Genomic DNA, 24,265 nt, shown 5'->3' with positions numbered 1-24,265 from the left:
ACACCGCCCTTTCACGGCGGTAACAGGGGTTCGAATCCCCTAGGGGATACCACTTATGTTTATCACATAGGGTTCCTAGCAAATGACTAACGAGTTGTTTGGTAAGAACAAAATATTTCACTTCTTAGCCTACAGAAGTGGAACTGTTACAAAGCTCGGTTACGAGTTAAAACATATGTCCTTGTGTCCCCTTCGTCTAGAGGCCTAGGACACCGCCCTTTCACGGCGGTAACAGGGGTTCGAATCCCCTAGGGGATACCAATATCAACTAAGATTAATCGCTAATGTTAGTTGAAAACAATAAACCACCTTAAGGTGGTTTTTTTGTCTCTAAAATTCGTTATATTGTCACAAGTCACAAGTCACAAGTCACAAGTCACAAGTCACAAGTCACAAGTCACAAGTCACAAGTCACAAGTCACAAGTCACAAGTCGCATAATAGCATCCAGTCCTAGGCATTATGCTAAAGAATCCATTTTATCACCTTGTCTTACCCTTATCTGATGTAATAGGTAACTACCTGATGTTATTGAGGTAGGGAAAATAATGCATCATATAAGATTCGGCACAGATAAGAGTGTCTGCACCGTAATTGGGTGCTTGGTGGAGATCCCCTAGTAATTTTTAATTCGTGTCGCTTCATTGCATAGGTATAGAAAAGGCGACTCTAAGTCGCCTTTTAAATTAATGGGTTAGCATAAGTGCTAAGCGATAAAAGCTAGGCATTACTCGACACCTAAAAAACCTCCGGTTTGGTGGGCCCATAATTGAGCATAGATGCCACCCGCGGCAATTAGCTCTTGATGGGTTCCTTGTTCGACGATACGACCTTGATCTAGCACTATTAGTCTATCCATTGCGGCAATGGTTGAAAGGCGATGGGCGATGGCGATAACGGTTTTGCCTTGCATTAATTCATACAAACTTTCTTGAATTGCGGCTTCGACTTCGGAATCCAGTGCCGATGTGGCTTCATCAAGCAGTAAAATGGGGGCATTTTTTAACAGCACCCGTGCAATCGCAATACGTTGTCTTTGGCCACCGGAGAGTTTCACACCGCGTTCGCCGACCTGTGCTTCTAAGCCATGATTACCGTTGGGATCAGTGAGTTCATTAATAAAATCATGGGCCTGAGCCTGTTTGATGGCACAATTTAACTGCTCATCGGTTGCTGCAGGATTGCCATAGAGAATATTTTCACGGATGGTGCGGTGCAAGAGTGAAGTGTCTTGAGTCACCATGCCGATTTGTGAACGCAGAGAATCTTGCTTAACAGTTTTTATATCTTGATCATCAATACTAATTTGACCACGTTCAACATCATAAAAACGCATTAATAGGTTTACTAAGGTCGATTTACCTGCACCAGAGCGACCTACGAGTCCCACTTTCTCCCCTGCTTTTATCGTCAGATTAAGGTGATCAATTACCCCAGTTTGTTCTCCGTAATGGAAGTCCACTTGGTTAAAATCAATTTTACCTTGGGTGACCTTGAGTACTTTAGCATCGGGCGCGTCTTGAATAATAGTGGTTTTCGATAGGGTATTCATACCATCGGTGACAGTGCCAATATTTTCAAATAATGAACTGATCTCCCACATGATCCACTGCGACATACCGTTTAAGCGTAGCGCTAAGCTCACGGCAATAGCGATGGCTCCAACCGTAATGGCACTATCAACCCAAAGGGCAATTGAAACCGCTGCAATACTGAATGCAAGCAGATAGTTAATCACTTGCACGCTGACACTTATCCCGGTCACTAAGCGCATTTGACGATAAACCGTATCTAAAAAGCTATACATGCTCGCCTTGGCATAGTCTGCTTCTTTATCCGTATGGGCAAAGAGTTTCACTGTGGTGATATTGGTGTAGCTATCGACAATACGTCCTGTCATGGTTGAACGAGCATCCGCTTGTTCAGTGGAAACCGTTTTCAATTTAGGGACAAAATACCATTGCAGACCAATGTAGAGCGCTAACCACACTAACATTGGCAGCACTAAACGCACATCCGCGCTGGCAATCATCACTAACATAGAAGTGAAATACACTAAAATGTAAACCAATACATCAAGCAGCTTCATCACGGTTTCACGCACGGCCAAAGAAGTTTGCATCACTTTAGTGGCAATTCGGCCCGCGAAATCATTCTGATAGAAAGACACGCTCTGCTTAAGTAAATAACGATGGGCAAGCCAGCGAATGGACATGGGATAATTGCCAAGCAAGGTTTGATGCATGATGAGAGCGTGGAATAACACTAATAATGGCATGACTACCATTACCATAGCGCCCATTAACAGCAGGGTTGTGCCTTCATCTTGGAATAGGGTTTGGGGATTTTTGTTCACTAACCAATCGACTAATTGGCCCATAAAACCAAATAGTGATACCTCGAGCATGGCCAGTAGTGCAGTCAGCACTGACATTAATATCAATGGCAGCTCATAGCCTTTAGTGTAATGGCGACAAAAAGCATAAATGCCTGTTGGGGGTTTAGTGGGCTCAACATCGGGTAGGGCTTCAACCCAAGATTCGAATCGTTTAAACATGAATTGGCTCTATGATTTAGGATAAAAAAGTAGACGTGTCTAGCATATAGGATATCGATCGCACACGCTCTAAAAGCTGCCAAATGATTCAGTTCCGTTTTCCGCTAGTCCAATAGGGTAGATTTACGTAAAGTAACCGACAAGCGATTAATTGTGAGCGAATATTGTCGAGCATACTGGAAATGAAGATAACAGAGCATATAGAGAGCAATGGAAATAGTGGTGAGTTGCAGTTAAAGGCGCATTCGGCGCCTATTCGCGGTGAACTCTCGTCTGCCATTTGCCGTGAGGCTCGCTTGAGTCGTGACCCTCGTTTCGACGGAAAGTTTTTTGTGGGTGTGTTAACGACAGGAATTTATTGCCGAAATGTGTGTCCGGCCGTGGCGCCAAAGGAAGACAATGTGCGCTATTTTGAGTCCCAAGTCAAAGCTGCGCAGGCGGGATTACGCCCCTGTTTGCGTTGCCGGCCCGACAGTGCCCCAGGTTCCAATCCGTGGAAGGGGACTGGCACAACGCTCGATAGGGCGCTTGGATTGATCGATGCTGGTTTACTCTGCGGTGAGCAAGCGTTAACGGTCGATGAACTTGCCGACAAATTGGGGATCAGTGGTCGCTACCTCAATAGGCTCTTCAGCGAAGGATTTGGTACTTCACCTAAACAATACGCACTCTATCGCCAGTTGTTGTTTGCCAAACAACTCTTGCATCAAACCCAATTACCGATCACTCAGGTGGCACTTGCAGCGGGATTTAACAGTATTCGCCGCTTTAATGAGGCGTTCCAACAAAGGCTGCAACTGACACCCACGCAGTTAAGAAAAGCATCATTGAAAAAAGCCGCAAAAATGGATGATATTGACATCACTACGGAAGAGAACTGCTTAAGTGCAATGTCATCGCTCTCCCATGGGCTCACTTTATATCAATATTATCGACCGCCCCTCGATTGGTCCGCGCAATTGGCATTTTACCGGCTGCGCGCCGTGGCCGGGATGGAGTGGTTTACGCCGCTGGACAAGTTAAACGAGGGCGCTGGGATAATGTCAGATGCAGCGCAGCATATAGCCTGCGAGGGTGAGGCTGCTTCCCTTGAATATGGTCGTTGTATTGCCATAGGCAAAATGCGCGCTGTTGTTCAAATTGCCCACGAGCCTTCATTGCACAGATTCAAACTGACAGTGATGTTGACAGCCGATTCTCCATTAGAGGCGTTACAACAATTCATTATTGAAGTGCGGCGTATACTCGACCTTGACGCAGATATGCAGTTGATTGAGCAGAATTTACAGGCGCTATCTCAGCTTAATTTGGTGCCGTTTAGTGGACTACGTATTCCGGGGGCAGGATCCTTATTTGAGGCGGTTTGCCGCGCAATTTTAGGCCAGCAAGTGACAGTGGTTCAGGCAACTAAGCTGCTTAATCAATTGGTTGAGGCCTATGGTGAGCGTTTTGAACTAAATGGCCGAGAATATCGGTTATTTCCAACACCTGAAACGATCCGTGGGGCGAGCTTGAGTGAACTCAAAATGCCGGGGGCGCGTAAACTGGCATTAAATGCATTAGCGGCTTTTATTTGTGATAACGCCGATGCAAGTGTCGATGATTGGTTAAGCGTTAAAGGTATTGGCCCTTGGACAATTGCCTACGCCAAGCTTCGAGGTCTTGGCGATCCCAATATCTTTTTACATTCGGATCTTATCGTTAAAAAGCGGTTATTGGCGCACTATTTACGTCACTATGACAAAGATAGTGTTAACACTTCGGGGGAAGATGTTTTAAAAACCGTTGATTATCCTCAACTATGTCAGCAGTTAGGGCGAGATATAGCCCCTTGGGGCAGTTATTTAACATTCCAATTGTGGCATCAAGTGTGACCCAATACCGTTTAACATTAAGAGGTTATCTATGTCTTATTTAACACATCGATTAAATATCGCCCCGAGCAGTGCAGCATATTTACCCTGTGTAGCGCAGCAATTAGTGACGCCAGTCGGCATCTTACAGCTTAATGCGAATCCCTATGGGCTCAGTCATTTAACCGTTGTTGGTTCGTCCCGAACCGACATTCCTTTAGCCAATAACACTGCAGATGACGTCAATCGAGCTAAAGCCCATATCTGCGAAGCTGTGGAGCAGCTTGAACAATATTTTGCGGGTAAGCGCCTTGAATTTAAGTTAGCCCTAGCCCCTAAGGGGACTGATTTTCAACGACAGGTTTGGCAAGCATTGCTGGATGTGGATTATGGCCAGAGTTGCAGTTATGCCGACATTGCCGAGCAGATTGGCAGACCAAAGGCCGTGCGTGCCGTTGGTGCGGCCAATGGGGCAAATCCCATCGCCATTATTGTGCCATGCCATAGGGTAATAGGGAAAAATGGTAAATTAACTGGCTATGCCTATGGGCTTGAGATGAAACAACAGTTGTTAATGCTGGAATCGGCAAGCAAGCGCGCGAGTTTTACGCTAGAATAGCCGCCATATTTGTTATTGATGAGCTATTACATTTTTTATGACCCAAGCTTTTTCCCCTGTGGCAAGCTTTGCCCAACTCGGTATTATTGCGCCGCTCCATAATCGACTCACTGAGTTAGCTTATGTATCCCCCACGCCAGTGCAAGCGGCAACCATTCCTGCCGTACTGGCGGGGCGTGATATCTTAGCGGGCGCCAATACGGGATCGGGTAAAACCGCGGCCTTTGCCGTGCCTCTGCTACAGCAATTGGTTGAAGCTAAAACACTGGATAAATCGGGATCTTATGTCCGTTGTTTAGTGCTGGTGCCCACGCGGGAACTCGCCCAGCAGGTTGCCGACAGCTTTTTATCCTATGCCTCACATTTAAATGGTCAACTTAAGATAGTTGCCGCTTTTGGTGGCGTTTCTGTTAATGCGCAGATGCAAAGTTTACGTTCGGGGGCCGACGTATTAGTGGCGACGCCGGGCCGATTGTTAGATCTGCTATCGAGCAATGCAATAAAGTTAAGCCGAGTGAGTGCCTTAGTGCTCGACGAGGCAGACCGTATGTTAAGTCTTGGTTTTACTGAAGAGTTAGCCCAAGTGCTTGCCGTTTTGCCCGCCAAGAAACAAACTTTGTTGTTCTCGGCGACGTTCCCTGAAGAAGTTCGTGAGTTAACGGCAAAACTGCTTAATGATCCGCTTGAATATCAATTACAAAGCGAGCAAGAAAGCACGATTCATCAGCGGGTGATTACCGTTAACCGCCCAATGAAAACCGCCTTACTCGCACATCTGATTAAAGAACATCAATGGTCACAGGCGCTTATTTTTGTGAGTGCCAAAAATACCTGTAATCATTTAGCGCAAAAATTGTCTAAACGGGGGATTAGTGCCGAGGTGTTCCATGGTGATAAAGCCCAAGGTGCGCGCACCCGCGTACTGGATGGGTTTAAAAATGGTGAGATCAGTGTGTTAATTGCTACTGACATTGCCGCCCGCGGTATCGATATCGATAAATTGCCCGTGGTGATTAACTTTGATTTGCCAAGGAGTCCTGCGGACTATATGCATCGTATCGGCCGTAGTGGCCGCGCGGGTGAAGCGGGTCTTGCGGTGACCCTGATTTCCCATGAGGATTATCACCACTTTGGCGTGATAGAAAAAAAGAACAAACTCAAGCTGGAGCGTGAGCAGATAGCTGGTTTTGAGGCCGATGATGACATGCCTGCGGCATTGTTAGAGCAAACTAAACCAGTCGCTAAGCCCGAAGGTACAGGTAAAAAGAAACGTAAGCAGTTACCGACTGCCAATGTTGAATTTTGGGGCAAAAAGTCTTAAATCGTTGGGCGCGAGCTATGCTTAGTTTATCGTTATGCCCCGAGTCATCTGATTGGTGGGAGCAATATGCAGCATTTATTTTGGTTGATTGAAGGTAAGATTGCTGGCCGCAGCGGCCCAAATAAAGATCCTTGGGATTTAGCCGAGTTGAAGTCGGCTGGTATTGGCGCGGTACTGTCGGTTAATGGTGGGGAAGGGTGTGAGCCCGGCACTTTTAAGCACCATGGTTTACGGTATGAATGTATTCCTTTCTCGCGGAATGTACCGCCACAGGATGGCGATGTGACTATCTGTGTCGCTCAGCTTCCCAAGGCATTGAGCTTTATTCGCCAATGTGAGGCCGAGAATATTCCGGTCGTTATCCACTGTCGCTCAGGCAAGGATCGCACTGGACTGATTATGGCCTATTATCTGATGGTGAATGGCGCCGCGCCACTCCATGCGGTAAGCCAAGTGCGCAGCATTCGTGATATTGCTTTTACGGCCGAAGGCTGGGATCAATTTGCCTTCGATGTGCTCTATGCGTTGCAAGACTAACTATTTGAATTAATAACATTAAGGAATACCATTTGGTGACGATATTAGGGATATCTTCACATGATAAGTGTGGCGTTGTCGCCAAGGAAATAAGGTTTAACGGGTTGATTTCTTCTATCCAACAAATGGTATTTCGTCTCTCTATTCCCTTTTTGGGGCTCTTGCTCCTATTGATTAACGGTTGTAGCTCAATGCCAGAATTACCCGCAAAATCAATTGAAACCGCCCATCCCTTAGCCACGAATTCAATCTTGTATCAGACCGTAAAGGGGGCGCTTGAACAACATCCGGAGCAAACGGGAGTATTTCCCCTCGGCGATGGTGTCGATGCCTTTGTGGCGCGATTGTTGTTGATTGAGTCCGCCGTTAGCAGTATCGATCTGCAATATTATATTTATCGCAATGATGAAACTGGCCGCTTACTGACTTGGTTTTTATTGGATGCGGCACAGCGCGGGGTGCGAGTGCGTTTATTGTTGGATGATATGACCAGTGCCGATATGGATGAGCAGTTAATCGCCCTAGCGCGCCACCCTAACATCAGTATTCGACTGTTTAATCCAAGCATCGAGCGTAATTACCGTGGCCTTGCCATGTTGTTTGGTTTTAGTCGCTTAAACCATAGGATGCACAATAAGTCATTCACCGTGGACAATGTGATGACCATTGTCGGTGGGCGTAATATTGGCGATGAGTATTTTGCGGCGAATCGCGACCTCGAATTTGGTGACTTTGATCTGTTAGCCATGGGCGATGCAGTGCCGCAAGTGTCCGATGAATTTGACCGATATTGGAATGCCGACTCGACCCATCCGATTGAAGTGTTAAGTGACCATAATCCCACGCAGGCAGAGCTTGAAGCGTTTGCCCTGCGGGTTGCCGAGCAGCGCGAGCAGTCCAAGTCGAGCGAATATGTAAAACGCTTAGCCGAGAGCCAGTTATTAGCTAATTTGCAGAGCGACAATATGACTTGGTTTTGGGGTAAAGCCTTAGTGCTGGTTGACCCGCCCGACAAATTAGCCCAAAGCGATAAAACCACTTGGTTACTCAGCCAGCTATTACCTTATCTGACGCAGGTGGAGTCTGAGCTGTTTATCATCTCGCCTTATTTTGTGCCGACACAATCGGGGGCCGATCTGCTTACTATCCTGGCTCAATCGGGCAAGCGGGTGCGTGTACTCACCAATAGTCTGGCGGCGACCGATGTGCTGGCTGTGCATGCGGGCTATAAACAATATCGCAAAGCCTTGTTAGCTGCGGGCGTTGAAATATACGAAGTCAAAGCACAGGCGGGGAAACGCTCCCATAGCTGGCGGGGGAGTTCCAAAAGCAGCCTACATGCCAAATCATTTGTATTTGATAATAAACAGATATTTGTAGGCTCGTTTAATTTTGATCCCCGCTCTGCTGCGGTCAATACCGAACTTGGACTGCTGATCACTCAGCCGCAATTTAGTCGTCATGTCACTCATAATATTGAAGAAAAACTGACGACCAATACCTATAGACTCGCCTTGGAGGAAGGTGATCTCGTCTGGTGGGATGATGCCACTAAACAGCGTTATGACAGTGAGCCAGACGCCGGATTTTGGCGCGTATTTGTCGCCGATTTTCTTGGGTTACTGCCAATAGAGTCACAGTTATAAGCTAAGGTGACTAAATAGCGGTTTTAGCTGTCGCAACTCATTTTACGAACCGCTATGATAAAAACAGAATAGATGACGAGAATTTAGGTTTATGAAAAGCAAGGCAAGTCAGTCACAGGGACTATTATTATTCCGGTTATCACAGAAACAGGTCTTCGCCTTAGGCACACTTAAGGTGCGTGAATTAGTGCCCTATACTCCGCTGAGTAAAATTCCCCAATCGCATCCGACAATTCTGGGCGCGGCGACGATTCGTGGCCATACCATTCCCGTGATCGATATGGCTGCGGCCATCGGCTATCGCCCAATCACGGATGAAGAGCGTAAACATTGCTATATCATCATTACCGATTGCCAGCGAATGATCATTGGCTTCCTCGTGCGTGGCATAGATAAAATTATCGAGTGTAATTGGCGTGATATTGAGGCTCCTTCTGCCAACCTAGGGAAAAATGCTTTCTTAACTGGGGTGACGCGTTTTGAGGATCAGTTGGTGCAGTTACTCGATGTGGAATTATTGCTATCAAAAATCTTCCCCGATAATCCACAGGCCAATCGCGCGATCCTGACCGATGTGCAACGTGAAAAATTAAAACCGATGAATATTCTGCTGGTGGATGATTCTAAGGTTGCCCGTAAGCAGTTATCCGACGCCTTAGATATGATTAATATTCCTTATTTTGTCACCGCCGATGGCAAAGAGGCTCTGGCCATGATGGAACAGGCTGCGGCCGAACATCATCCTATTGATATTCTAGTGAGCGATATTGAAATGCCTGGACTCGATGGTTATGAGTTGGCGTTTGAGGTGCGCGATAATCCGCAAACGGCGAACGCTTATATTATTCTACATACCTCACTTTCCAGTGAGATCAGCGTCAGCCAAGCCCATCAAGTGGGGGCTAATGAAGCGCTAACTAAGTTTGATGCCCATGAGCTTATCGATGCCATGTTGCGTGGTGCCGAACTGGCGGCAAAAAAGCCTAAGTAGATTATTTTGTCTGTTTTTTTGTAGGATGAGGGGATTTAGTTCGCTTATTTTCCTGCAAAACTAGACAAGTTCCGCCACATCCTATAAAAACCTTATTGGCCTCAGATCCGAAGGCGTGGGTTGGGGACACTCGACCGAAATATAATAACGATAGGTTAAGTAATGAAACAAGAATCATCATTTTTAGCTAAGCTGGCTAATGGCAGTTTAGTTTTGCAAATTCTCGTGGGGATAGTGGCAGGGATTATCTTAGCCAGCTTTTCACAGGACTGGGCGAAGCAAGTTGCATTTTTAGGCAGTTTATTTGTGGGTGCGTTAAAGGCGATAGCACCTATTCTCGTGTTCATCTTAGTGGCATCTTCCATTGCCAATCAAAAGAAAAATACTCAAACCAATATGCGCCCAATAGTCGTGCTTTATTTATTGGGAACTTTTGCCGCCGCACTCACCGCCGTTATTCTCAGTAGTATTTTCCCCACCAATTTAGTCTTAGTGGCTGGTGTTGAAGGTACTAGTCCACCACAGGGAATTGGTGAGGTGATCAATACCTTGCTGTTTAAACTGGTGGATAACCCAGTTAATGCGTTAATGACGGGCAACTATATTGGTATTTTGGCTTGGGGTGTGGGTTTAGGTCTGGCACTGCACCATGCGAGCGATTCAACCAAACAAGTGTTTGCCGATGTGAGCCATGGTATTTCGCAAATGGTGCGTTTTATTATTCGTTTAGCGCCTATCGGTATTTTTGGCCTAGTTGCCGCGACATTTGCCGAAACAGGCTTTGCCGCCATTGCGGGTTATGCGAAGTTACTGGCGGTGTTATTGGGTGCCATGGCGATTATTGCACTCATAGTTAACCCGCTGATTGTGTACGTGAAAATTAAACGTAATCCCTACCCATTGGTACTACGTTGTCTGCGAGAAAGTGGTGTAACGGCTTTTTTTACCCGTTCGAGCGCCGCCAATATTCCGGTCAATATGGCGCTGTGTGAGAAGTTAAATCTCCATGAAGATACCTACTCAGTCTCGATTCCCTTAGGTGCTACTATCAATATGGGCGGGGCAGCGATCACTATTACCGTATTGACCCTCGCGGCAGCTCATACCTTAGGCATTCAAGTCGACTTACTGACCGCATTATTATTGAGCGTTGTCGCCGCCATTTCAGCCTGTGGTGCGTCCGGCGTAGCGGGTGGTTCATTATTGCTGATCCCTCTGGCCTGTAGCCTGTTTGGCATTTCTAACGATGTCGCCATGCAAGTGGTCGCGGTGGGCTTTATTATCGGTGTTATCCAAGATGCCGCCGAAACTGCATTGAACAGTTCTACCGATGTGATTTTTACGGCTGCCGCTTGTGAAGCTGCTGAAAACAAAGCTAAACTTGGATAAAGTGTGCTGTTATTAGTGTAGAAAAAGTATCATAGGAGCAGTCACTTAGGTGGCTGCTTTTTTATAGGAGTAGTTATGATCCTTTTTGATTTTAAAGCGTTAGATGCGGCGACGTCTTGGTATAGTGTCAACGATACTGTGATGGGCGGCTTATCCCGCAGTAAGCTAACCATTTCCCCCTTAGGTTATGGTGTCTTTAGTGGCCATGTGTCCCTCGCTAATGGGGGCGGGTTTGCCTCGGTGCGCTGTGAGTTTGAGCCTAAAAATGTGAGTGAATTCACCGGGATTTACCTTGAACTCGATGGTGGCCGGGCTAAACATTACAAAGTGAATTTAAAGGACATGGACACTCCGCAGAGCACTGTGTATCAGGCTCCCATGCCAGCACCGAGTCACCAAGCTTTTGGGGTTAATGGCACGAGTGCGTTGAACTGGCAGCGTATTGAAATACCCTTCAGTCATTTTATTCCCCAATGCCGAGGTAAACCCATTGCCCGTGTGGCAATCGATTTGACGAGGTTATCGGGTTTAGGGCTGGTGATAGGTGCACAGCAAAGTGGTGATTTCTCATTAAAGTTAAAGGCGATTGGGTGTTATTAGGGATAAGTAGGTACCTATCCCCCGTTGTGGTTAGGGATTAAGCGCCGACTATGCCTAAGGGGGCGGCATGTTGCCAAGCGCCACGGGTAAAGTCAGGGAAGTTGACTGAGTTACTGCGATTATTCAGCGATTGCTCGCTTAAGATATTCACCACGGACCAAGATGCGCCATCGTACACATCCTGATCTAAAGCCTCGCCGTTACGCAGGCAATAAATCATGCGCCACAGCATCACAAAGTCCATTCCGCCATGGCCACCGTTGATTTCAGCCTCTTTACCTATACGTTGCCACAGCGGATGGTCATATTTGTCGTACCACTTTTGCATATCCATATCCCACTCGTGGTAACTCTTACCAAAGCCACCATTTTCGACGGCAATTCGATTGGGAAAACCTGCAAACACACCATTTGTCCCCTGGATCAAATTGTGGCGGCTGTAAGGTCTTGGGGTGGTGGTATCGTGTTGAACCATAATGGTCCGCCCCTTAACGGTTTTTATCAGGCTAGTATTGATATCTCCATTAATATACTTAAGCTGATTGCGCTCGTGATCGGCGGGGAATTCACGTTTAGCATAGAGCGCACGGCCAAGGGCAGGGGAACTCATCGAGGTTAAATAATCGAATCTGTCACCGCGGTTAATGTTCATATACTGGGACACTGGCCCTAAACCGTGGGTGGGGTACAAATTACCGTTGCGTTTGGTATGCCAGTAGGTACGCCACGAGCCTGTCTTATGGTCAATTTCCTTCATCTGCCAACGCAACTCGTGGATATAAGCGGCTTCACCGTGGAGTAACTCACCAAACACGCCTTGGCGCACCATGTTGAGCACCATCAGCTCTTCGCGGCCGTAGTTGACGTTCTCCATCATCATGCAGTTTTTCTGAGTGCGTTCGGCGGTATCGACAAGTTGCCAGCATTCCTCAACGGTGAGCGCGAGCGGCACTTCGACAAAGGCATGTTTGCCACTCTCCATGGTTTCTATCGCCATAGGCGCGTGCCATTCCCACGGGGTAGAAATAATCACAATATCGATATCATCGCGGTTTAATAGTTCGCGATAACTCAGGTCAATACCGGTATAGACAGCCGGTTTTGGCCGATTTTGTTTGACGATATGATCTACGGCTCTGTCGAGTACCGCCTGGTGGGTATCGCAAATGGCTTTGAGTTCAACACCCTCTAAATGACAAAATTGTTCGACATGGCTAAACCCCCGCTCGCCGACACCGATAAATCCGACTCGGACGACATCCATCTTAGGGGCTATGAGTCCAATAACGGATTTGCCTGTTGGTGGTTTAGGGGCGACGCTACTGGCGTTGGCATTGAGGGCAATATTGGCTGTAACAAGACCCGCAGTGACGGCACCTGCAGCTTTAAGAAAATGGCGGCGATGAATATTGTGCATAGGCTTCCTGCATTATTTTTTGATTATTTGTAGGGCGATAAATATCCCGTTTGTTATATCAGAATCCTGAGACGAGTGGACAATAAAAGATGTAACAACCTCATTCAGCAAGGATGAATTAAGAAGATGCGATATAAGATATTTATCTTTACTTTAGCAATAAGTAAATAGTGATAAAGATCGCGTTTTTATTTTTCGATTGAGCTACACTGCCGATTAATTGGTCAAGGGGATTTATCTTTTATATTTTAAATATTTAGCAAATTTTAATTAACTAAAAAATTACATTTTGAGTTAATTGGGGGGAATTTGCTGCTCAGGGGAGTAAAGCGTTAAATGGGTTCTATGCTTAATGTACTACCACAACTGACTTTCACTTTAGGTGATTGGGTATTGCATAAGGATATCAGGATGTCTGGGATTGAAAAACGCCGTCGCCTTCATTGGCGGGAGACAGATATGCAAAATCGTGAAATTATAGGTCGTTGGTTAGATGAGCGTCCTCTATTGGGGGACAAAATCACTTTATATAAAGAAGACGGAAAGTATTTTTTAGAAACCTGGTTTAGCGATGGTTGCCATAGTTTAGATGAAGTCCGTATGACTGATATACCCGAAGGTCGCAAAGTCGAAGATGTGGGCGGCAATTTCTTTGGTGAATACTTTCTGGTGACAGCATCATTACAACTACAATTTTGTAATGAACAGGGCTGTTATTTTCAAGTCGATAAATTAATGGCTGACATCGATTTTAATCAGCGGGTTGCTTAAAACTCGTGCTTACCAAGGGGCCGCATTAACTAGGCCCCTTGTGTTTATGCCATGGTATTATTCACTAAAAGGATGCTTGCTGTAAAAGCACATGGCCTTGCCGGAATAAGGATGGCTAAAACATAAACTTTGGGCGTGTAGGCATAACCTCGACTTAGCGCCTATGACCTCAGCATTTCCGTAAAACTCATCCCCTAAAATAGGATGCCCAAGGGCAAGCATATGCACTCGTAACTGATGGGTGCGGCCTGTTTCCGGCGAAAGTTCAACTAAGGTACTGTTTTTTCTGCGTTCCAATACTCGATAATGGGTGATAGAGCTCTTGCCACCTATTTCTCCCGTTTGCAGTACTTTCTGATAGGGTGGATGCTCACTATCCGGTGCAATGGGCAGTTCAATGACTCCCTGTTGCTGCGGCACATGCCCCATTACTTCGGCAATATAGGTTTTCTTGCTCTGCCTATCTTGAAACTGAGTCTTTAAATGGGATTCGGCCTTTTTATTGCGGGCGAACACCATGATACCCGAGGTAGCACAGTCTAACCTGTGAACTAAAATTGTTTCTGGATAAAGGGTTTGTAAGCGGGTTAATGCGCAATCATAGGTATGCGCCGCTATACCCGGATTAGACAATAAGCCCGAGGGTTTATTGATAATAATCAGGTCTCTATCTTTATAGCGGATGTCTAGCCAGGGTATAGCTGGGGGCTGGTAATCAAATATCTGCATCTTGTCCTCATCTTTGCGCGCTAATACTAACAAAATATCAGTCACTAAGCAGTAGATTCTCAACCTAGGGATACCGCGGCTGTATTAAAACTGTGCCAACCACAATCTGAACTTCATGCCCCAGCTAGACGTTACACCCGAGGTAACATAACGAATATTACCTTGAGTATCGATAATATAAATGGCAGGAAACGCCATCGCGCCCCACTGAGTACTTTGCTCACCACTGTCATCGTTCAGTACCGGAAAATGATATTCATGTTCGTCCATAAAACGCTGGATCTCGCTATCACTACCTGAGGCAACGGCGACAGAAATAACCCGATGATCTTGGCCAACAGTTTCAATCATAGGCGAGGTGACTCGACACACAGGACACCAAGTGCCCCAGAAATAGACTAAGGTGGGCTCAGTCTGGGTTGTATTAAGTGCAAGATGACTACCATCAATGGCTATACCGCTTAATGCTGGCGCTTGACCTGTGACCATATCCCGTTGCAAATAGCGACTTACACCATAGAGCACGAGTGCCATGATGGCGAGATCCCTAAGCTGTTTGAGCCAAAATCGCGGGCTTCGCAGTTTTTGGCTCCAACCCTTGGGGGGAGCAGGTTTTGCCGTTGAGTTTGCAGGTGTCACTGTACTTTACCCTAAAGTTTTATGAGTTATAGCAGAGCCGTTAGCTTAACTTAACTGCTTAGGCTTAAAGAAGGATTGATCGTTTGGCTAAATCACCAGCCTAGTCATTCATCCGGGTCACTTATTCCGGGTCACTTATTCAGGCAGGTAGTCACTCGGGGTCTTGCGACTCCAAATACGGGTATAGGCCATCAGTTGCGGGTAAAAGGTGCGAAATGCGGTTTCTGTCTCAATCTGCATCTTGGCTAAAATCTTATCCGCCCCTTTAAACAAGGCGCTTTGGGGGTGATTCTTTGCCCTTTGTGTTAATGCCTGTTGTATGCCTTTTGGTGTGGCATAGCTGTTTAACCAATCCTCGCGGCGCATGTCGGCAAAGAGGTTAAGGAGTCGTTGTGGATGATAATCATCGGTTTGTGCGGAAAATTGGGCCAGCTCTTCATAGGCTTTTTGGCTAAACTCATGCAGTGGAAGGTGATGATACTCTTCCCAGTAGTAGGCTAAATAATGATCGAAGCTTACATACATCAGATCCGCTGCTATGATTTTTAACTGCGCGGGAAATAACTCAAGCAATTCTTGGGTGAGTTCATGGCTGGCGCAAAGGGCATTAATTTCCTGACTTAGCCATAAGCCCTGGCGTAATGGCATGGGTGCATTGGCAATCGGTGCAGTAACATAGTTGCCTGCGAGATTAGCGACGAGATGGGTTTTGCTGATATCGGCGAGATGTAAGTGTGTAAGAAAGTTCATTTTTTGTGCTTGGTTAATCGCGTCTACCCACGGTATCATGTGCAGGCGCGCTTAGGAAAGCGTAATAGGCAAAAATGCCTGCTTTTTTATATGTAGCGAGCAAATTAATTTAGCCAGATAGCTAAGCATTCCAATGTGGACACTGGAATTGAATGGCTTGTTAATCTGGACTCAAGTCAACAACCTTTTAGGATCATGGATGATGTGGAACTGGTTCATCAAAATGCTCGGTAGAGACGAGCGTTCCAAGCGCAAGAAAGTGCTTGTCGATATTCCCTATGAACAACACCGTTTTAGTCTGGATGATTTTGCTCGTAATCGACCTAAGTTCGACACCGACGATGCATTAGGCCTGACGGACTTAGATGAGCAGGACTCAGGGCAAGAAGTGCATCTGGATAACAAGTAATCTTGATATTCTTGGCCTCTAACCATAGACTAGCCGCCGTTCTAAGCTATGTAGAGGCCAATCCATGCGTGTTGCAGACTTTTCCTTCGATCTTCCCGATGAGCTGATCGCTCGCTATCCTATGGCGCAGCGTAATGCGTCACGTCTGTTAACCTTAGATGGCAATACTGGCGCGTTAGGCGACAAACAGTTTACCGATCTGCTGGGAATGATAAATCCCGGCGATTTAATGGTGTTCAACAATACCCGAGTGATCCCCGCGCGTATGTTTGGCCAAAAGGCCAGTGGCGGCAAGCTGGAAATTTTGGTCGAGCGCATGCTCGATGATAAGCGCATCCTCGCCCACGTTCGCAGTTCTAAATCCCCTAAAGCCGATTCGTTGATTCTGCTCGACGGTGGCTATCAAATGAAGATGGTTGCCCGTCACGATACTTTGTTTGAACTTGAACTGCTGTCTGAACTCACCATTTTAGAAGTGCTCGAAGCCGTAGGGCATATGCCATTACCACCTTATATCGACCGTCCAGATGAGGATGCCGATAAGGAGCGCTATCAAACGGTGTATAACCAAAATCCCGGTGCAGTTGCGGCGCCAACGGCGGGTCTACACTTTGACGATGCCATGCTTGAAGCCTTAAAGGCCAAGGGTGTGAATATCGCGTTTGTGACCTTGCATGTGGGGGCTGGCACGTTTCAACCCGTGCGCGTCGATACCATTCTTGAGCACAAGATGCATTCCGAGTGGGCGAATGTGCCACAGGATGTGGTGGATTTGATTGCCCAAACCAAAGCTGCTGGCAAGCGGGTTATTGCAGTGGGTACGACATCCGTGCGTTCCTTAGAGAGTGCGGCACGTGCCAGCCTTGGTGAGCTTAAAGCCTTTAGCGGTGATACCGATATCTTTATCTACCCGGGTTATCAATTCCAAATTGTCGATGCCATGGTGACAAACTTTCATCTACCAGAATCGACGCTGATCATGCTCGTCAGTGCCTTTGCCGGCTTTGACCATGTGATGACAGCGTATCAACACGCCATCACGCAAAAATATCGCTTCTTTAGCTATGGCGATGCCATGTTTGTGACAAAAAAAGCTCACTAGACCAAGATTTTGTTTTAAAATAGCCGCCCACATTGAGTTTGGGCGGTAATTTTTTCAGCCAAAGGTTGAACCTTTTAAGGCTGTCCCCATCTCTACTGTTAATCTAAATGGCATTAGCCATTAAAAATGTAGTCAGACTGTTTATCTGGCGAGGTGAATTATGAAATTTGAATTAGATACTACCGACGGCCGCGCACGCCGTGGTCGGTTGATTTTTGAACGTGGCACGGTGGAAACCCCAGCCTTTATGCCTGTCGGTACTTACGGTACGGTAAAAGGCATGACACCAGAAGAAGTGCGTGCCACTGGCGCCGATATTCTGCTCGGTAACACTTTCCATTTATGGCTGCGTCCCGGCGAAGAGATCATGCGTAAGCACGGTGACTTACATGATTTTATGAACTGGCAGCGTCCCATTTTAACGGACTCGGGTGGTTTCCAGGTATTCAGTTTGGGTGATATCCGTAAAATTACTGAAGAAGGTGTACATTTCCGCTCGCCAATCAATGGCGAAAAAATCTTCTTAGATCCTGAAAAATCAATGCAAATTCAAGATGCATTGGGTAGTGATGTGGTGATGATTTTTGACGAATGTACGCCATATCCCGCGACTGAAGATGAAGCACGCAAGTCTATGCAGATGTCGCTGCGCTGGGCCAAACGTTCCCGTGACGAGTTTGACCGCCTAGAAAATCCGAATTCATTATTTGGGATTATCCAGGGCGGTGTGTATGAAGATTTACGCGACGAAAGCTTAAAAGGCTTAGTCGATATAGGTTTCGACGGTTATGCCGTCGGTGGTTTGGCCGTAGGAGAGCCAAAGGAAGATATGCACCGCATTCTTGAGCATATCTGCCCACAAATTCCTGCGGACAAACCTCGCTATCTGATGGGGGTCGGTAAACCAGAGGATTTAGTTGAGGGTGTGCGCCGCGGTATTGACATGTTTGACTGTGTGATGCCAACCCGTAATGCCCGCAACGGTCATCTGTTTACCAGTGAAGGCGTAATTAAGATCCGCAATGCGCGGCATCGTGATGACACTTCACCACTCGATGCTAAGTGTGATTGTTATACCTGTAAAAATTATTCGCGGGCATACCTTTACCATTTAGATCGTTGTAATGAGATTCTGGGTGCGCGTTTAAACACCATTCACAACTTGAGATACTATCAAATGTTAATGGAAGGTTTGCGCGGTGCGATTGAGACGGGTACATTAGACGCCTTTGTGAAGGACTTTTATACCAGTCAAGGTCGTGAAGTACCAGAGTTAGTTGATTGATTTTTTGCTAATAAGAAGAGAAAACTATGTTTATTTCAAATGCATATGCAAGCGCAGCCGGTGCACCACAGGGTGGCGGTACTATGGAACTGATTTTCATGCTGGCAATTTTTGGCCTGATTTTCTATTTCATGATTTTCCGTCCGCAATCAAAACGCGTTAAAGAGCACAAAAACCTAATGTCTTCACTCGGCAAAGGTGACGAAGTACTGACCAGCGGCGGGATTTTAGGCAAGATTGCAAAAATCAGCGACGAAAGCGATTACGTGTTACTGAGCTTAAACGACACGACCCAAATCACGATCAAAAAAGACTATATTGCAGCTGTATTGCCTAAGGGCTCTATCCAGTCGTTGTAAGCCAAGAGGGCTCAGGCGTGTTAAATAAATACCCAATGTGGAAAAACATTATGGTGATGCTCGTCATCGCCATAGGTTGTTTCTATGCTGTACCGAACCTGTTTGGTGAGGATCATGCGGTGCAAGTGGTGGCGACTCGAGGTGCTGAAGTCACTGCATCTACCCAAGCCAGAGTGAACGAGCTGTTAGCCAGTAAGGGCATTGCGGTAAAGCGCTCTGAGCTTGAAAAAGGTCAATTGTTGGTTCGCGTACAGAACGCGGATCAACAATTACTGGCAAAAGAAGTGATTGCCGAAAGTTTAGGTGACAAGTTTACCGTGGCACTCAACCTCGCACCTGCGACACCGCTGTGGTTAGAGTCTATGGGCGGCTCGCCAATGAAACTCGGTCTCGACCTTCGCGGCGGTGTCCACTTCCTGATGGAAGTGGACATGGGCGAAGCCATCCGCAAGATGGAAGAGGCCAAAGTGGCCGATTTTCGTGCGCAATTACGTGAAGAAAAAATCCGTTATGCTGGCATTCGTAATAATGCTCAGGGTATCGAGATCAAGTTCCGTGACGCTGAAAGTTTAGCCAGTGCCGAACGTTTCCTGAAATCTCGTAGCAACGATATGGTGTTCACTGATGCGAGCAAGGGTGAAGATTTTGCCCTGCAAGCCGTGATGAGCGAAACCTATCTTAAGCAGATTAAAGAAGAAGCGCTGCAGCAAAACATTACCACTATCCGTAACCGTGTTAACGAGTTAGGTGTGGCAGAGCCAGTGGTGCAACGTCAAGGCGCCGAGCGCATTATCGTTGAGCTGCCAGGTGTGCAAGATACCGCTCGCGCCAAGGAAATCTTAGGGGCGACCGCATCGATTGAGTTCCATATGGTGGATGACAAGGCCGATCCTAATGCGGCGCAATCAGGTCGTCTGTCTGCGGGTTCTGAAGTGTATCAGCGCCGCGAAGGTGGCACTGTGGTATTGAAGAAAGAAGTGATGCTGACTGGGGATCATATCACTGGCGCACAACCTAGCTTTGACCAGTACAGCCGTCCTCAGGTAAGTATCAACCTCGATGCAAAAGGCGGAACCATTTTCTCTAACGTGACTAAGGACAACATAGGTAAACCTATGGCGACCTTATTTATCGAATATAAGGACAGTGGTGAGCGCAATGCCGATGGCAGCGTGAAGATGCAGAAAATCCAAGAAGTGATTTCTGTGGCGACCATTCAAGCCCGTTTAGGCCGTAACTTTGTGATTACTGGCTTAAGTCACGGTGAAGCACAAAACCTCGCGCTGTTATTGCGTGCTGGTGCCTTAATTGCCCCAGTTTCGATCGTGGAAGAACGTACCATAGGTCCAAGCTTAGGTGCTGAAAACATCGAAAATGGTGTGCAAGCCATGATTTGGGGTATGGCGGTTGTCTTACTCTTTATGTTGGTTTACTACCGTGGTTTTGGCTTAATTGCCAACATCGCTTTAACCATGAACTTAGTTATGGTGGTGGGGGTGATGTCTATGATCCCTGGCGCCGTGTTAACTCTGCCTGGTATTGCGGGCATGGTGTTGACTGTGGGTATGGCAGTTGACGGTAACGTGCTGATTTATGAGCGTATTCGTGAAGAGTTACGTGCGGGCCGTAGCGTACAGCAGGCCATCCATGAAGGTTATGGTAACGCATTCTCCACCATCGCCGATGCGAACATCACCACTTTCCTCACTGCGCTCATTTTGTTCGCCGTAGGTACAGGGGCAGTTAAAGGCTTCGCGGTGACCTTGATGATAGGTATTGCGACTTCCATGTTTACCGCAATCGTGGGTACTCGCTCAATCGTGAACGCGATTTGGGGTGGTAAGCGCGTGAAGACGCTGTCTATCTAAGGGGAAGCGATAATGTTAGAAATTTTATCTTTAAAAAATACGGTAAACTTCCTCCGCCACGCACTGCCTATCAGTATCATGTCTGCCGTGTTAGTGCTGGGTTCGTTGGTGTCTCTGGCGACCAAAGGTATTAACTGGGGACTGGATTTCACTGGTGGAACTGTGGTTGAAATGAAGTTCACTCAGCCCGTTGATTTGAACGTGCTGCGTGTGCAACTGACGACGCCAGAGTTAGATGGCGCCGTGGTGCAAAACTTCGGTTCGAGCCGTGATGTATTAGTGCGTCTATCTGTAAAAGAAGGCGTGAAGAGTGATGTGCAGGTTAAATCCGTGATGGAAGCCGCACAGAAAGTTGACCCACAAGTACAGCAGAAGCGTGTTGAGTTCGTTGGCCCACAAGTGGGTAAAGAGCTAGCAGAGCAAGGCGGTTTAGCGGTATTGGTCGCGCTTATTTGTATCATGATCTATGTGTCATTCCGTTTCGAATGGCGCTTAGCATTTGGTTCTGTGGCGGCACTGGCCCACGACGTGATCGTGACTTTAGGGGTGTTCTCGGTATTCCAACTGGAATTCGACTTGACCGTACTGGCGGGTTTGCTGACGGTGGTGGGTTACTCACTCAACGATACCATCGTGGTATTTGACCGTATCCGTGAAAACTTCCTCAAGATGCGCAAAAGCGACCCTGAAGAAGTGGTTAACGTGTCCATTACTCAAACCATGAGCCGTACCATTATCACAACGGGGACAACCTTAGTGGTGGTGATCGCCTTGTTCCTTAAGGGCGGAACTATGATCCATGGCTTTGCGACAGCATTGCTGATGGGGATTTTCGTCGGTACTTATTCTTCTATCTATGTGGCGAGCTTCTTGGCTATTAAACTGGGTATCAATCGTGAACATATGATGCCAGTTGAGATTGAGAAAGAAGGCGCAGACCAACCTCCTATGATGCCTTAAAGGTTATATAGGAGTTAAAAAGCCACCGACAGGGTGGCTTTTTTTTTGCCTCCATTTTGAGCCGCATCTAACATTCTGCTAGCAAACTCACAAAGTTATAGTCACTAATGCTGTAAAAGGTAAATGTTAATTAGATTAACAACTGGCGTAAAAAACAGCGCTCGACAGACTCAACTGTTTAGCAGTAGGATGTCGGCAGCCCCATATTCTAGAGAGTTGTAGCCGTAGGATGTCGCATGGAAGAACGTAAGAGTTTAGTCGCTGGTGGTAATTTATTGCAGGCCCACACATGGAAAGGGTTGTTAGAAGCCTGTGGTATTCATGTCGAGTTACGTGGTGAGGCATTATTAGGTGGTGTGGGGGAATTACCCGCTGATCTGCACAATGTGGAATTATGGGTTGGTGAGTCACAATTCGCTAAAGCACAGGCGCAGCTAAGTGCATTGGATGTGGTCAGCCCCCAGTGGCAATGTGTGCAATGCCATGAGCATAACGAGGGTAATTTTGAGTTGTGCTGGCAGTGCAGCTCAGAGCGCAGTGAGAGCCATAATTAAGCCCTGTTATTTATCGAGCCGATGAACCTCAGATTGTTATCAGTATGCGGGGAAAGTGGCTTGAAGATCATTTATCTGGGGCTAAGCATATGAATCGCGGTATGATTAAACTGAACATAGGGAGTCGATATCCCGATTAAAATATGCTTCTGTTGTTCAAGATTAAGATCATGACGGATTTAGGATCCCATTAATGCAATATTTCCCCTTGTTTGTTGATACCGTTAATCTCAATGTGTTGCTCGTTGGGGCGGGTGATGTCGCAAGTCGTAAGTTAGCACTCTTGACGCGAACGGAGGCTAATATCCATGTGATCGCACCACAAGTGAATGCCGAGGTTCAACATTATGCCGATGCGGATCGCATTTTGTTATCCGTGCGGGAAGTGGCCCACGCCGATATTCAAAATTATGATCTAGTGTATCTCGCCACGGCAAACGATGACCTCAATGCCGAGCTGGCAACCCTAGCCACTGCGCGGGGGATTTGGGTGAACGCGGTTGATAATCCTGCTTTTTGCCGCTTTATCACCCCCTCGATTGTCGATCGTGGCCGTTTAGTGGTGGCGATCAGTACCGCGGGTGCTGCGCCAGTCTTTGCCCGCACTATCCGCTCTCGTTTAGAAGCCAGCCTGCCGCAATCCCTTAAACCTTTGTTCGACTTTGTCGCCGATAGGCGTGTCGAAGTACAGCAGAGGCTCGATTCTATTTCCACACGGCGCTTATTTTGGGAGCGTTTTTTCGATACCAATGGCGACCGTTTCGATAACCGTACCCTAGAGCATTACCAGAATGCCTTTGATAGTCTAGTGAGTCGCGGCGAAATCTTGTTGCTCGACGATTCAACCCAAGTGGATTTATTGCCACTTGCCGCCATGCCGTTATTGCAGCGTCTCGATTGGATTTATAGTCAGGATAAATTGAGTACAGAACTCACTGAACTGGTGCGCCGAGATGCTAATCGTGCAGAATTACCCTCCCTTAGCGAAGTGAGTAAGGCCTATGAGCAGGGGATGCGTTTGCTACTAATAGCAGATACGTCCAAAATTAATCAGTTAAAAGCCCATTTTCCAATGGCCAAACATTTGCGCCCCGGTGCGATTTAACCTCACTATTCCATTTCATTGCATAACCTATTGTTCGTTTGAGCTAAGGGCGAGTCTGGGGTAGACTCCCAGCCTTATTTCAAGCATTACTCAATATTCAGGATTTACTATGGCCCTCAAAGCGACCGTATTTAAGGTCAATCTTCAGATCGCCGATATGGACCGTGGTTATTATCAGGATCACCAATTGACACTGGCCCAGCATCCATCTGAAACCGATGGCCGCATGATGGTGCGTTTACTCGCTTTTATTATCAATGCCAGCGCAACCTTAGCATTCAGTAAAGGTCTGTGTGTCGATGATGAGCCCGAGCTCTGGGACAAGGCCTTATCCGGCGAGATCGATCTTTGGGTTGAGTTTGGCCAAGCCGATGAGAAATGGCTCAGAAAAGCCAGTGGCCGGGCCAAAGCGGTACAACTCTTCGCCTATGGCGGCCGTAGTGTGCCCATTTGGTGGAAACAGAATCAGCAAGCATTAGAGCGTTATCAAAATCTTAAGGTGTGGAATATTGCCGAAGAGTCGGTGTCCGCAATGGAGGCACTGGTCAGCCGCACTATGGCGCTGCAGGTATCTATCAGTGAAGGGCAAATCTGGCTATCGGATAATAACAACAGCGTGTTGGTTGAACCCGAAATTCTCAAAGATATTGAATAAGGTATGTGTCTAGTCCTGAAATAAGTTGACACTTATTTCCTTTAAAACGCCTGATGTACTTCATCGGGCGTTTTGTATTTTAAGGCCAGATGCGGCCGTTTGCGATTATATATCGCCACCGACTCTGCAACCATTTTCCTCGCCTCCCTT

The 24,265-nt window shown here is 46.9% G+C and carries 24 protein-coding genes and 1 tRNA gene; 19 read left to right on the top strand and 6 right to left on the bottom strand.

Annotated elements, in window-relative coordinates:
* Positions 1–185: 185 nt before the first annotated feature.
* Positions 186–261, top strand: a tRNA-Glu gene (locus SOHN41_RS12490).
* A 465-nt stretch (positions 262–726) separates the two neighbouring features.
* Here SOHN41_RS12490 and SOHN41_RS12485 read toward each other — a convergent pair.
* Positions 727–2,556, bottom strand: coding sequence for an ABC transporter ATP-binding protein (locus tag SOHN41_RS12485; RefSeq protein WP_007649475.1), 1,830 nt, complete (start codon positions 2,554–2,556; stop codon positions 727–729).
* 182 nt (positions 2,557–2,738) lie between these two features.
* Between SOHN41_RS12485 and SOHN41_RS12480 the strand changes: the two genes are divergently transcribed.
* From SOHN41_RS12480 to SOHN41_RS12445, 8 genes are all read left to right on the top strand, one after another.
* Positions 2,739–4,430 carry a DNA-3-methyladenine glycosylase 2 family protein gene (locus SOHN41_RS12480; RefSeq protein ID WP_037459026.1) on the top strand — a complete coding sequence of 564 codons (1,692 nt, stop codon included), beginning with the start codon at positions 2,739–2,741 and terminating at the stop codon, positions 4,428–4,430.
* Between the two features lie 31 nt (positions 4,431–4,461).
* Positions 4,462–5,028, top strand: a complete 567-nt coding sequence (locus SOHN41_RS12475; protein WP_007649471.1) for a methylated-DNA--[protein]-cysteine S-methyltransferase — start codon at positions 4,462–4,464, stop codon at positions 5,026–5,028.
* 37 nt (positions 5,029–5,065) lie between these two features.
* Positions 5,066–6,349, top strand: a complete 1,284-nt coding sequence (locus SOHN41_RS12470) for a DEAD/DEAH box helicase (RefSeq protein WP_007649469.1) — start codon at positions 5,066–5,068, stop codon at positions 6,347–6,349.
* 66 nt (positions 6,350–6,415) lie between these two features.
* Complete coding sequence (locus tag SOHN41_RS12465) at positions 6,416–6,886, top strand: dual specificity protein phosphatase family protein (RefSeq protein WP_007649468.1); 471 nt, start codon at positions 6,416–6,418, stop codon at positions 6,884–6,886.
* 35 nt (positions 6,887–6,921) lie between these two features.
* Positions 6,922–8,532 (top strand): phospholipase D family protein, encoded by a 1,611-nt coding sequence (locus tag SOHN41_RS12460; RefSeq protein ID WP_037459034.1) that lies wholly within the window; start codon positions 6,922–6,924, stop codon positions 8,530–8,532.
* Between the two features lie 91 nt (positions 8,533–8,623).
* On the top strand, positions 8,624–9,523 hold the full coding sequence (locus SOHN41_RS12455) for a chemotaxis protein CheV (RefSeq protein ID WP_007649464.1): 900 nt from the start codon (positions 8,624–8,626) through the stop codon (positions 9,521–9,523).
* Positions 9,524–9,685: 162 nt separating this feature from the next.
* Entirely contained in the window at positions 9,686–10,912 is a 1,227-nt protein-coding gene (sstT, locus tag SOHN41_RS12450; RefSeq protein WP_007649462.1) for a serine/threonine transporter SstT, read from the top strand.
* Between the two features lie 75 nt (positions 10,913–10,987).
* Positions 10,988–11,512, top strand: a complete 525-nt coding sequence (locus SOHN41_RS12445) for a CIA30 family protein (RefSeq protein WP_007649461.1) — start codon at positions 10,988–10,990, stop codon at positions 11,510–11,512.
* Between the two features lie 37 nt (positions 11,513–11,549).
* Here the strand turns inward: SOHN41_RS12445 and SOHN41_RS12440 are convergent, their stop codons facing one another.
* Positions 11,550–12,929, bottom strand: coding sequence for a Gfo/Idh/MocA family oxidoreductase (locus SOHN41_RS12440; protein ID WP_007649460.1), 1,380 nt, complete (start codon positions 12,927–12,929; stop codon positions 11,550–11,552).
* A gap of 336 nt (positions 12,930–13,265) precedes the next feature.
* Here SOHN41_RS12440 and SOHN41_RS12435 point away from each other — a divergent pair, with 336 nt between their 5' ends.
* Positions 13,266–13,700: a hypothetical protein gene (locus SOHN41_RS12435; RefSeq protein WP_007649459.1), complete on the top strand. Its 435-nt coding sequence runs from the start codon at positions 13,266–13,268 to the stop codon at positions 13,698–13,700.
* Positions 13,701–13,757: 57 nt separating this feature from the next.
* Here SOHN41_RS12435 and SOHN41_RS12430 read toward each other — a convergent pair whose 3' ends face one another.
* The 3 genes from SOHN41_RS12430 to SOHN41_RS12420 form a co-directional block, all read right to left on the bottom strand.
* Positions 13,758–14,429, bottom strand: a complete 672-nt coding sequence (locus tag SOHN41_RS12430) for an RluA family pseudouridine synthase (RefSeq protein WP_037459032.1) — start codon at positions 14,427–14,429, stop codon at positions 13,758–13,760.
* Positions 14,430–14,513: 84 nt separating this feature from the next.
* On the bottom strand, positions 14,514–15,068 hold the full coding sequence (locus tag SOHN41_RS12425) for a protein disulfide oxidoreductase (RefSeq protein ID WP_007649457.1): 555 nt from the start codon (positions 15,066–15,068) through the stop codon (positions 14,514–14,516).
* Between the two features lie 135 nt (positions 15,069–15,203).
* Positions 15,204–15,818 carry an ACP phosphodiesterase gene (locus tag SOHN41_RS12420; protein WP_037459029.1) on the bottom strand — a complete coding sequence of 205 codons (615 nt, stop codon included), beginning with the start codon at positions 15,816–15,818 and terminating at the stop codon, positions 15,204–15,206.
* Positions 15,819–16,017: 199 nt separating this feature from the next.
* Between SOHN41_RS12420 and SOHN41_RS12415 the strand changes: the two genes are divergently transcribed.
* The 9 genes from SOHN41_RS12415 to SOHN41_RS12375 all read left to right on the top strand — a co-directional run bounded on the left by SOHN41_RS12415 (position 16,018) and on the right by SOHN41_RS12375 (position 24,115).
* Positions 16,018–16,227: a hypothetical protein gene (locus SOHN41_RS12415; protein WP_007649455.1), complete on the top strand. Its 210-nt coding sequence runs from the start codon at positions 16,018–16,020 to the stop codon at positions 16,225–16,227.
* 64 nt (positions 16,228–16,291) lie between these two features.
* On the top strand, positions 16,292–17,329 hold the full coding sequence (gene queA / locus SOHN41_RS12410) for a tRNA preQ1(34) S-adenosylmethionine ribosyltransferase-isomerase QueA (RefSeq protein WP_007649454.1): 1,038 nt from the start codon (positions 16,292–16,294) through the stop codon (positions 17,327–17,329).
* A gap of 160 nt (positions 17,330–17,489) precedes the next feature.
* On the top strand, positions 17,490–18,614 hold the full coding sequence (gene tgt, locus SOHN41_RS12405) for a tRNA guanosine(34) transglycosylase Tgt (RefSeq protein ID WP_007649453.1): 1,125 nt from the start codon (positions 17,490–17,492) through the stop codon (positions 18,612–18,614).
* A 26-nt stretch (positions 18,615–18,640) separates the two neighbouring features.
* Entirely contained in the window at positions 18,641–18,973 is a 333-nt protein-coding gene (gene yajC, locus SOHN41_RS12400; RefSeq protein ID WP_007649452.1) for a preprotein translocase subunit YajC, read from the top strand.
* Between the two features lie 17 nt (positions 18,974–18,990).
* Positions 18,991–20,841 carry a protein translocase subunit SecD gene (gene secD, locus SOHN41_RS12395; RefSeq protein ID WP_037459023.1) on the top strand — a complete coding sequence of 617 codons (1,851 nt, stop codon included), beginning with the start codon at positions 18,991–18,993 and terminating at the stop codon, positions 20,839–20,841.
* A 12-nt stretch (positions 20,842–20,853) separates the two neighbouring features.
* On the top strand, positions 20,854–21,801 hold the full coding sequence (gene secF / locus SOHN41_RS12390) for a protein translocase subunit SecF (RefSeq protein ID WP_007649450.1): 948 nt from the start codon (positions 20,854–20,856) through the stop codon (positions 21,799–21,801).
* Between the two features lie 236 nt (positions 21,802–22,037).
* Positions 22,038–22,355 carry a DUF2007 domain-containing protein gene (locus SOHN41_RS12385; RefSeq protein ID WP_007649449.1) on the top strand — a complete coding sequence of 106 codons (318 nt, stop codon included), beginning with the start codon at positions 22,038–22,040 and terminating at the stop codon, positions 22,353–22,355.
* Positions 22,356–22,548: 193 nt separating this feature from the next.
* Positions 22,549–23,460 (top strand): precorrin-2 dehydrogenase/sirohydrochlorin ferrochelatase family protein, encoded by a 912-nt coding sequence (locus SOHN41_RS12380; protein WP_007649448.1) that lies wholly within the window; start codon positions 22,549–22,551, stop codon positions 23,458–23,460.
* Positions 23,461–23,569: 109 nt separating this feature from the next.
* Positions 23,570–24,115: a YaeQ family protein gene (locus SOHN41_RS12375; RefSeq protein WP_007649447.1), complete on the top strand. Its 546-nt coding sequence runs from the start codon at positions 23,570–23,572 to the stop codon at positions 24,113–24,115.
* A gap of 41 nt (positions 24,116–24,156) precedes the next feature.
* On the opposite strand, the gene SOHN41_RS12370 is transcribed toward SOHN41_RS12375, so the two are convergent.
* Positions 24,157–24,265: integrase core domain-containing protein (locus SOHN41_RS12370; RefSeq protein ID WP_037458821.1), on the bottom strand; the 109-nt coding region annotated here is incomplete at its 5' end.

Origin of the sequence: Shewanella sp. HN-41, assembly GCF_000217915.1 — a bacterium.
Lineage (GTDB): Bacteria > Pseudomonadota > Gammaproteobacteria > Enterobacterales > Shewanellaceae > Shewanella.
The sequence above is the reverse complement of the archived record's forward strand: the minus strand, read 5'-3'. Positions and strand labels throughout refer to the sequence as shown.

Excerpts from the sequence above, each read along its gene's own strand:
- SOHN41_RS12485 (WP_007649475.1), bottom strand. The coding sequence starts at position 2,556 with ATGTTTAAACGATTCGAATCTTGGGTTGAAGCCCTACCCGATGTTGAG.
- SOHN41_RS12480 (WP_037459026.1), top strand. The coding sequence starts at position 2,739 with ATGAAGATAACAGAGCATATAGAGAGCAATGGAAATAGTGGTGAGTTG.
- SOHN41_RS12475 (WP_007649471.1), top strand. The coding sequence starts at position 4,462 with ATGTCTTATTTAACACATCGATTAAATATCGCCCCGAGCAGTGCAGCA.
- SOHN41_RS12470 (WP_007649469.1), top strand. The coding sequence starts at position 5,066 with ATGACCCAAGCTTTTTCCCCTGTGGCAAGCTTTGCCCAACTCGGTATT.
- SOHN41_RS12465 (WP_007649468.1), top strand. The coding sequence starts at position 6,416 with ATGCAGCATTTATTTTGGTTGATTGAAGGTAAGATTGCTGGCCGCAGC.
- SOHN41_RS12455 (WP_007649464.1), top strand. The coding sequence starts at position 8,624 with ATGAAAAGCAAGGCAAGTCAGTCACAGGGACTATTATTATTCCGGTTA.
- sstT (WP_007649462.1), top strand. The coding sequence starts at position 9,686 with ATGAAACAAGAATCATCATTTTTAGCTAAGCTGGCTAATGGCAGTTTA.
- SOHN41_RS12445 (WP_007649461.1), top strand. The coding sequence starts at position 10,988 with ATGATCCTTTTTGATTTTAAAGCGTTAGATGCGGCGACGTCTTGGTAT.
- SOHN41_RS12440 (WP_007649460.1), bottom strand. The coding sequence starts at position 12,929 with ATGCACAATATTCATCGCCGCCATTTTCTTAAAGCTGCAGGTGCCGTC.
- SOHN41_RS12435 (WP_007649459.1), top strand. The coding sequence starts at position 13,266 with ATGGGTTCTATGCTTAATGTACTACCACAACTGACTTTCACTTTAGGT.
- SOHN41_RS12430 (WP_037459032.1), bottom strand. The coding sequence starts at position 14,429 with ATGCAGATATTTGATTACCAGCCCCCAGCTATACCCTGGCTAGACATC.
- SOHN41_RS12420 (WP_037459029.1), bottom strand. The coding sequence starts at position 15,818 with ATGAACTTTCTTACACACTTACATCTCGCCGATATCAGCAAAACCCAT.
- SOHN41_RS12415 (WP_007649455.1), top strand. The coding sequence starts at position 16,018 with ATGATGTGGAACTGGTTCATCAAAATGCTCGGTAGAGACGAGCGTTCC.
- queA (WP_007649454.1), top strand. The coding sequence starts at position 16,292 with ATGCGTGTTGCAGACTTTTCCTTCGATCTTCCCGATGAGCTGATCGCT.
- tgt (WP_007649453.1), top strand. The coding sequence starts at position 17,490 with ATGAAATTTGAATTAGATACTACCGACGGCCGCGCACGCCGTGGTCGG.
- yajC (WP_007649452.1), top strand. The coding sequence starts at position 18,641 with ATGTTTATTTCAAATGCATATGCAAGCGCAGCCGGTGCACCACAGGGT.
- secF (WP_007649450.1), top strand. The coding sequence starts at position 20,854 with ATGTTAGAAATTTTATCTTTAAAAAATACGGTAAACTTCCTCCGCCAC.
- SOHN41_RS12385 (WP_007649449.1), top strand. The coding sequence starts at position 22,038 with ATGGAAGAACGTAAGAGTTTAGTCGCTGGTGGTAATTTATTGCAGGCC.
- SOHN41_RS12380 (WP_007649448.1), top strand. The coding sequence starts at position 22,549 with ATGCAATATTTCCCCTTGTTTGTTGATACCGTTAATCTCAATGTGTTG.
- SOHN41_RS12375 (WP_007649447.1), top strand. The coding sequence starts at position 23,570 with ATGGCCCTCAAAGCGACCGTATTTAAGGTCAATCTTCAGATCGCCGAT.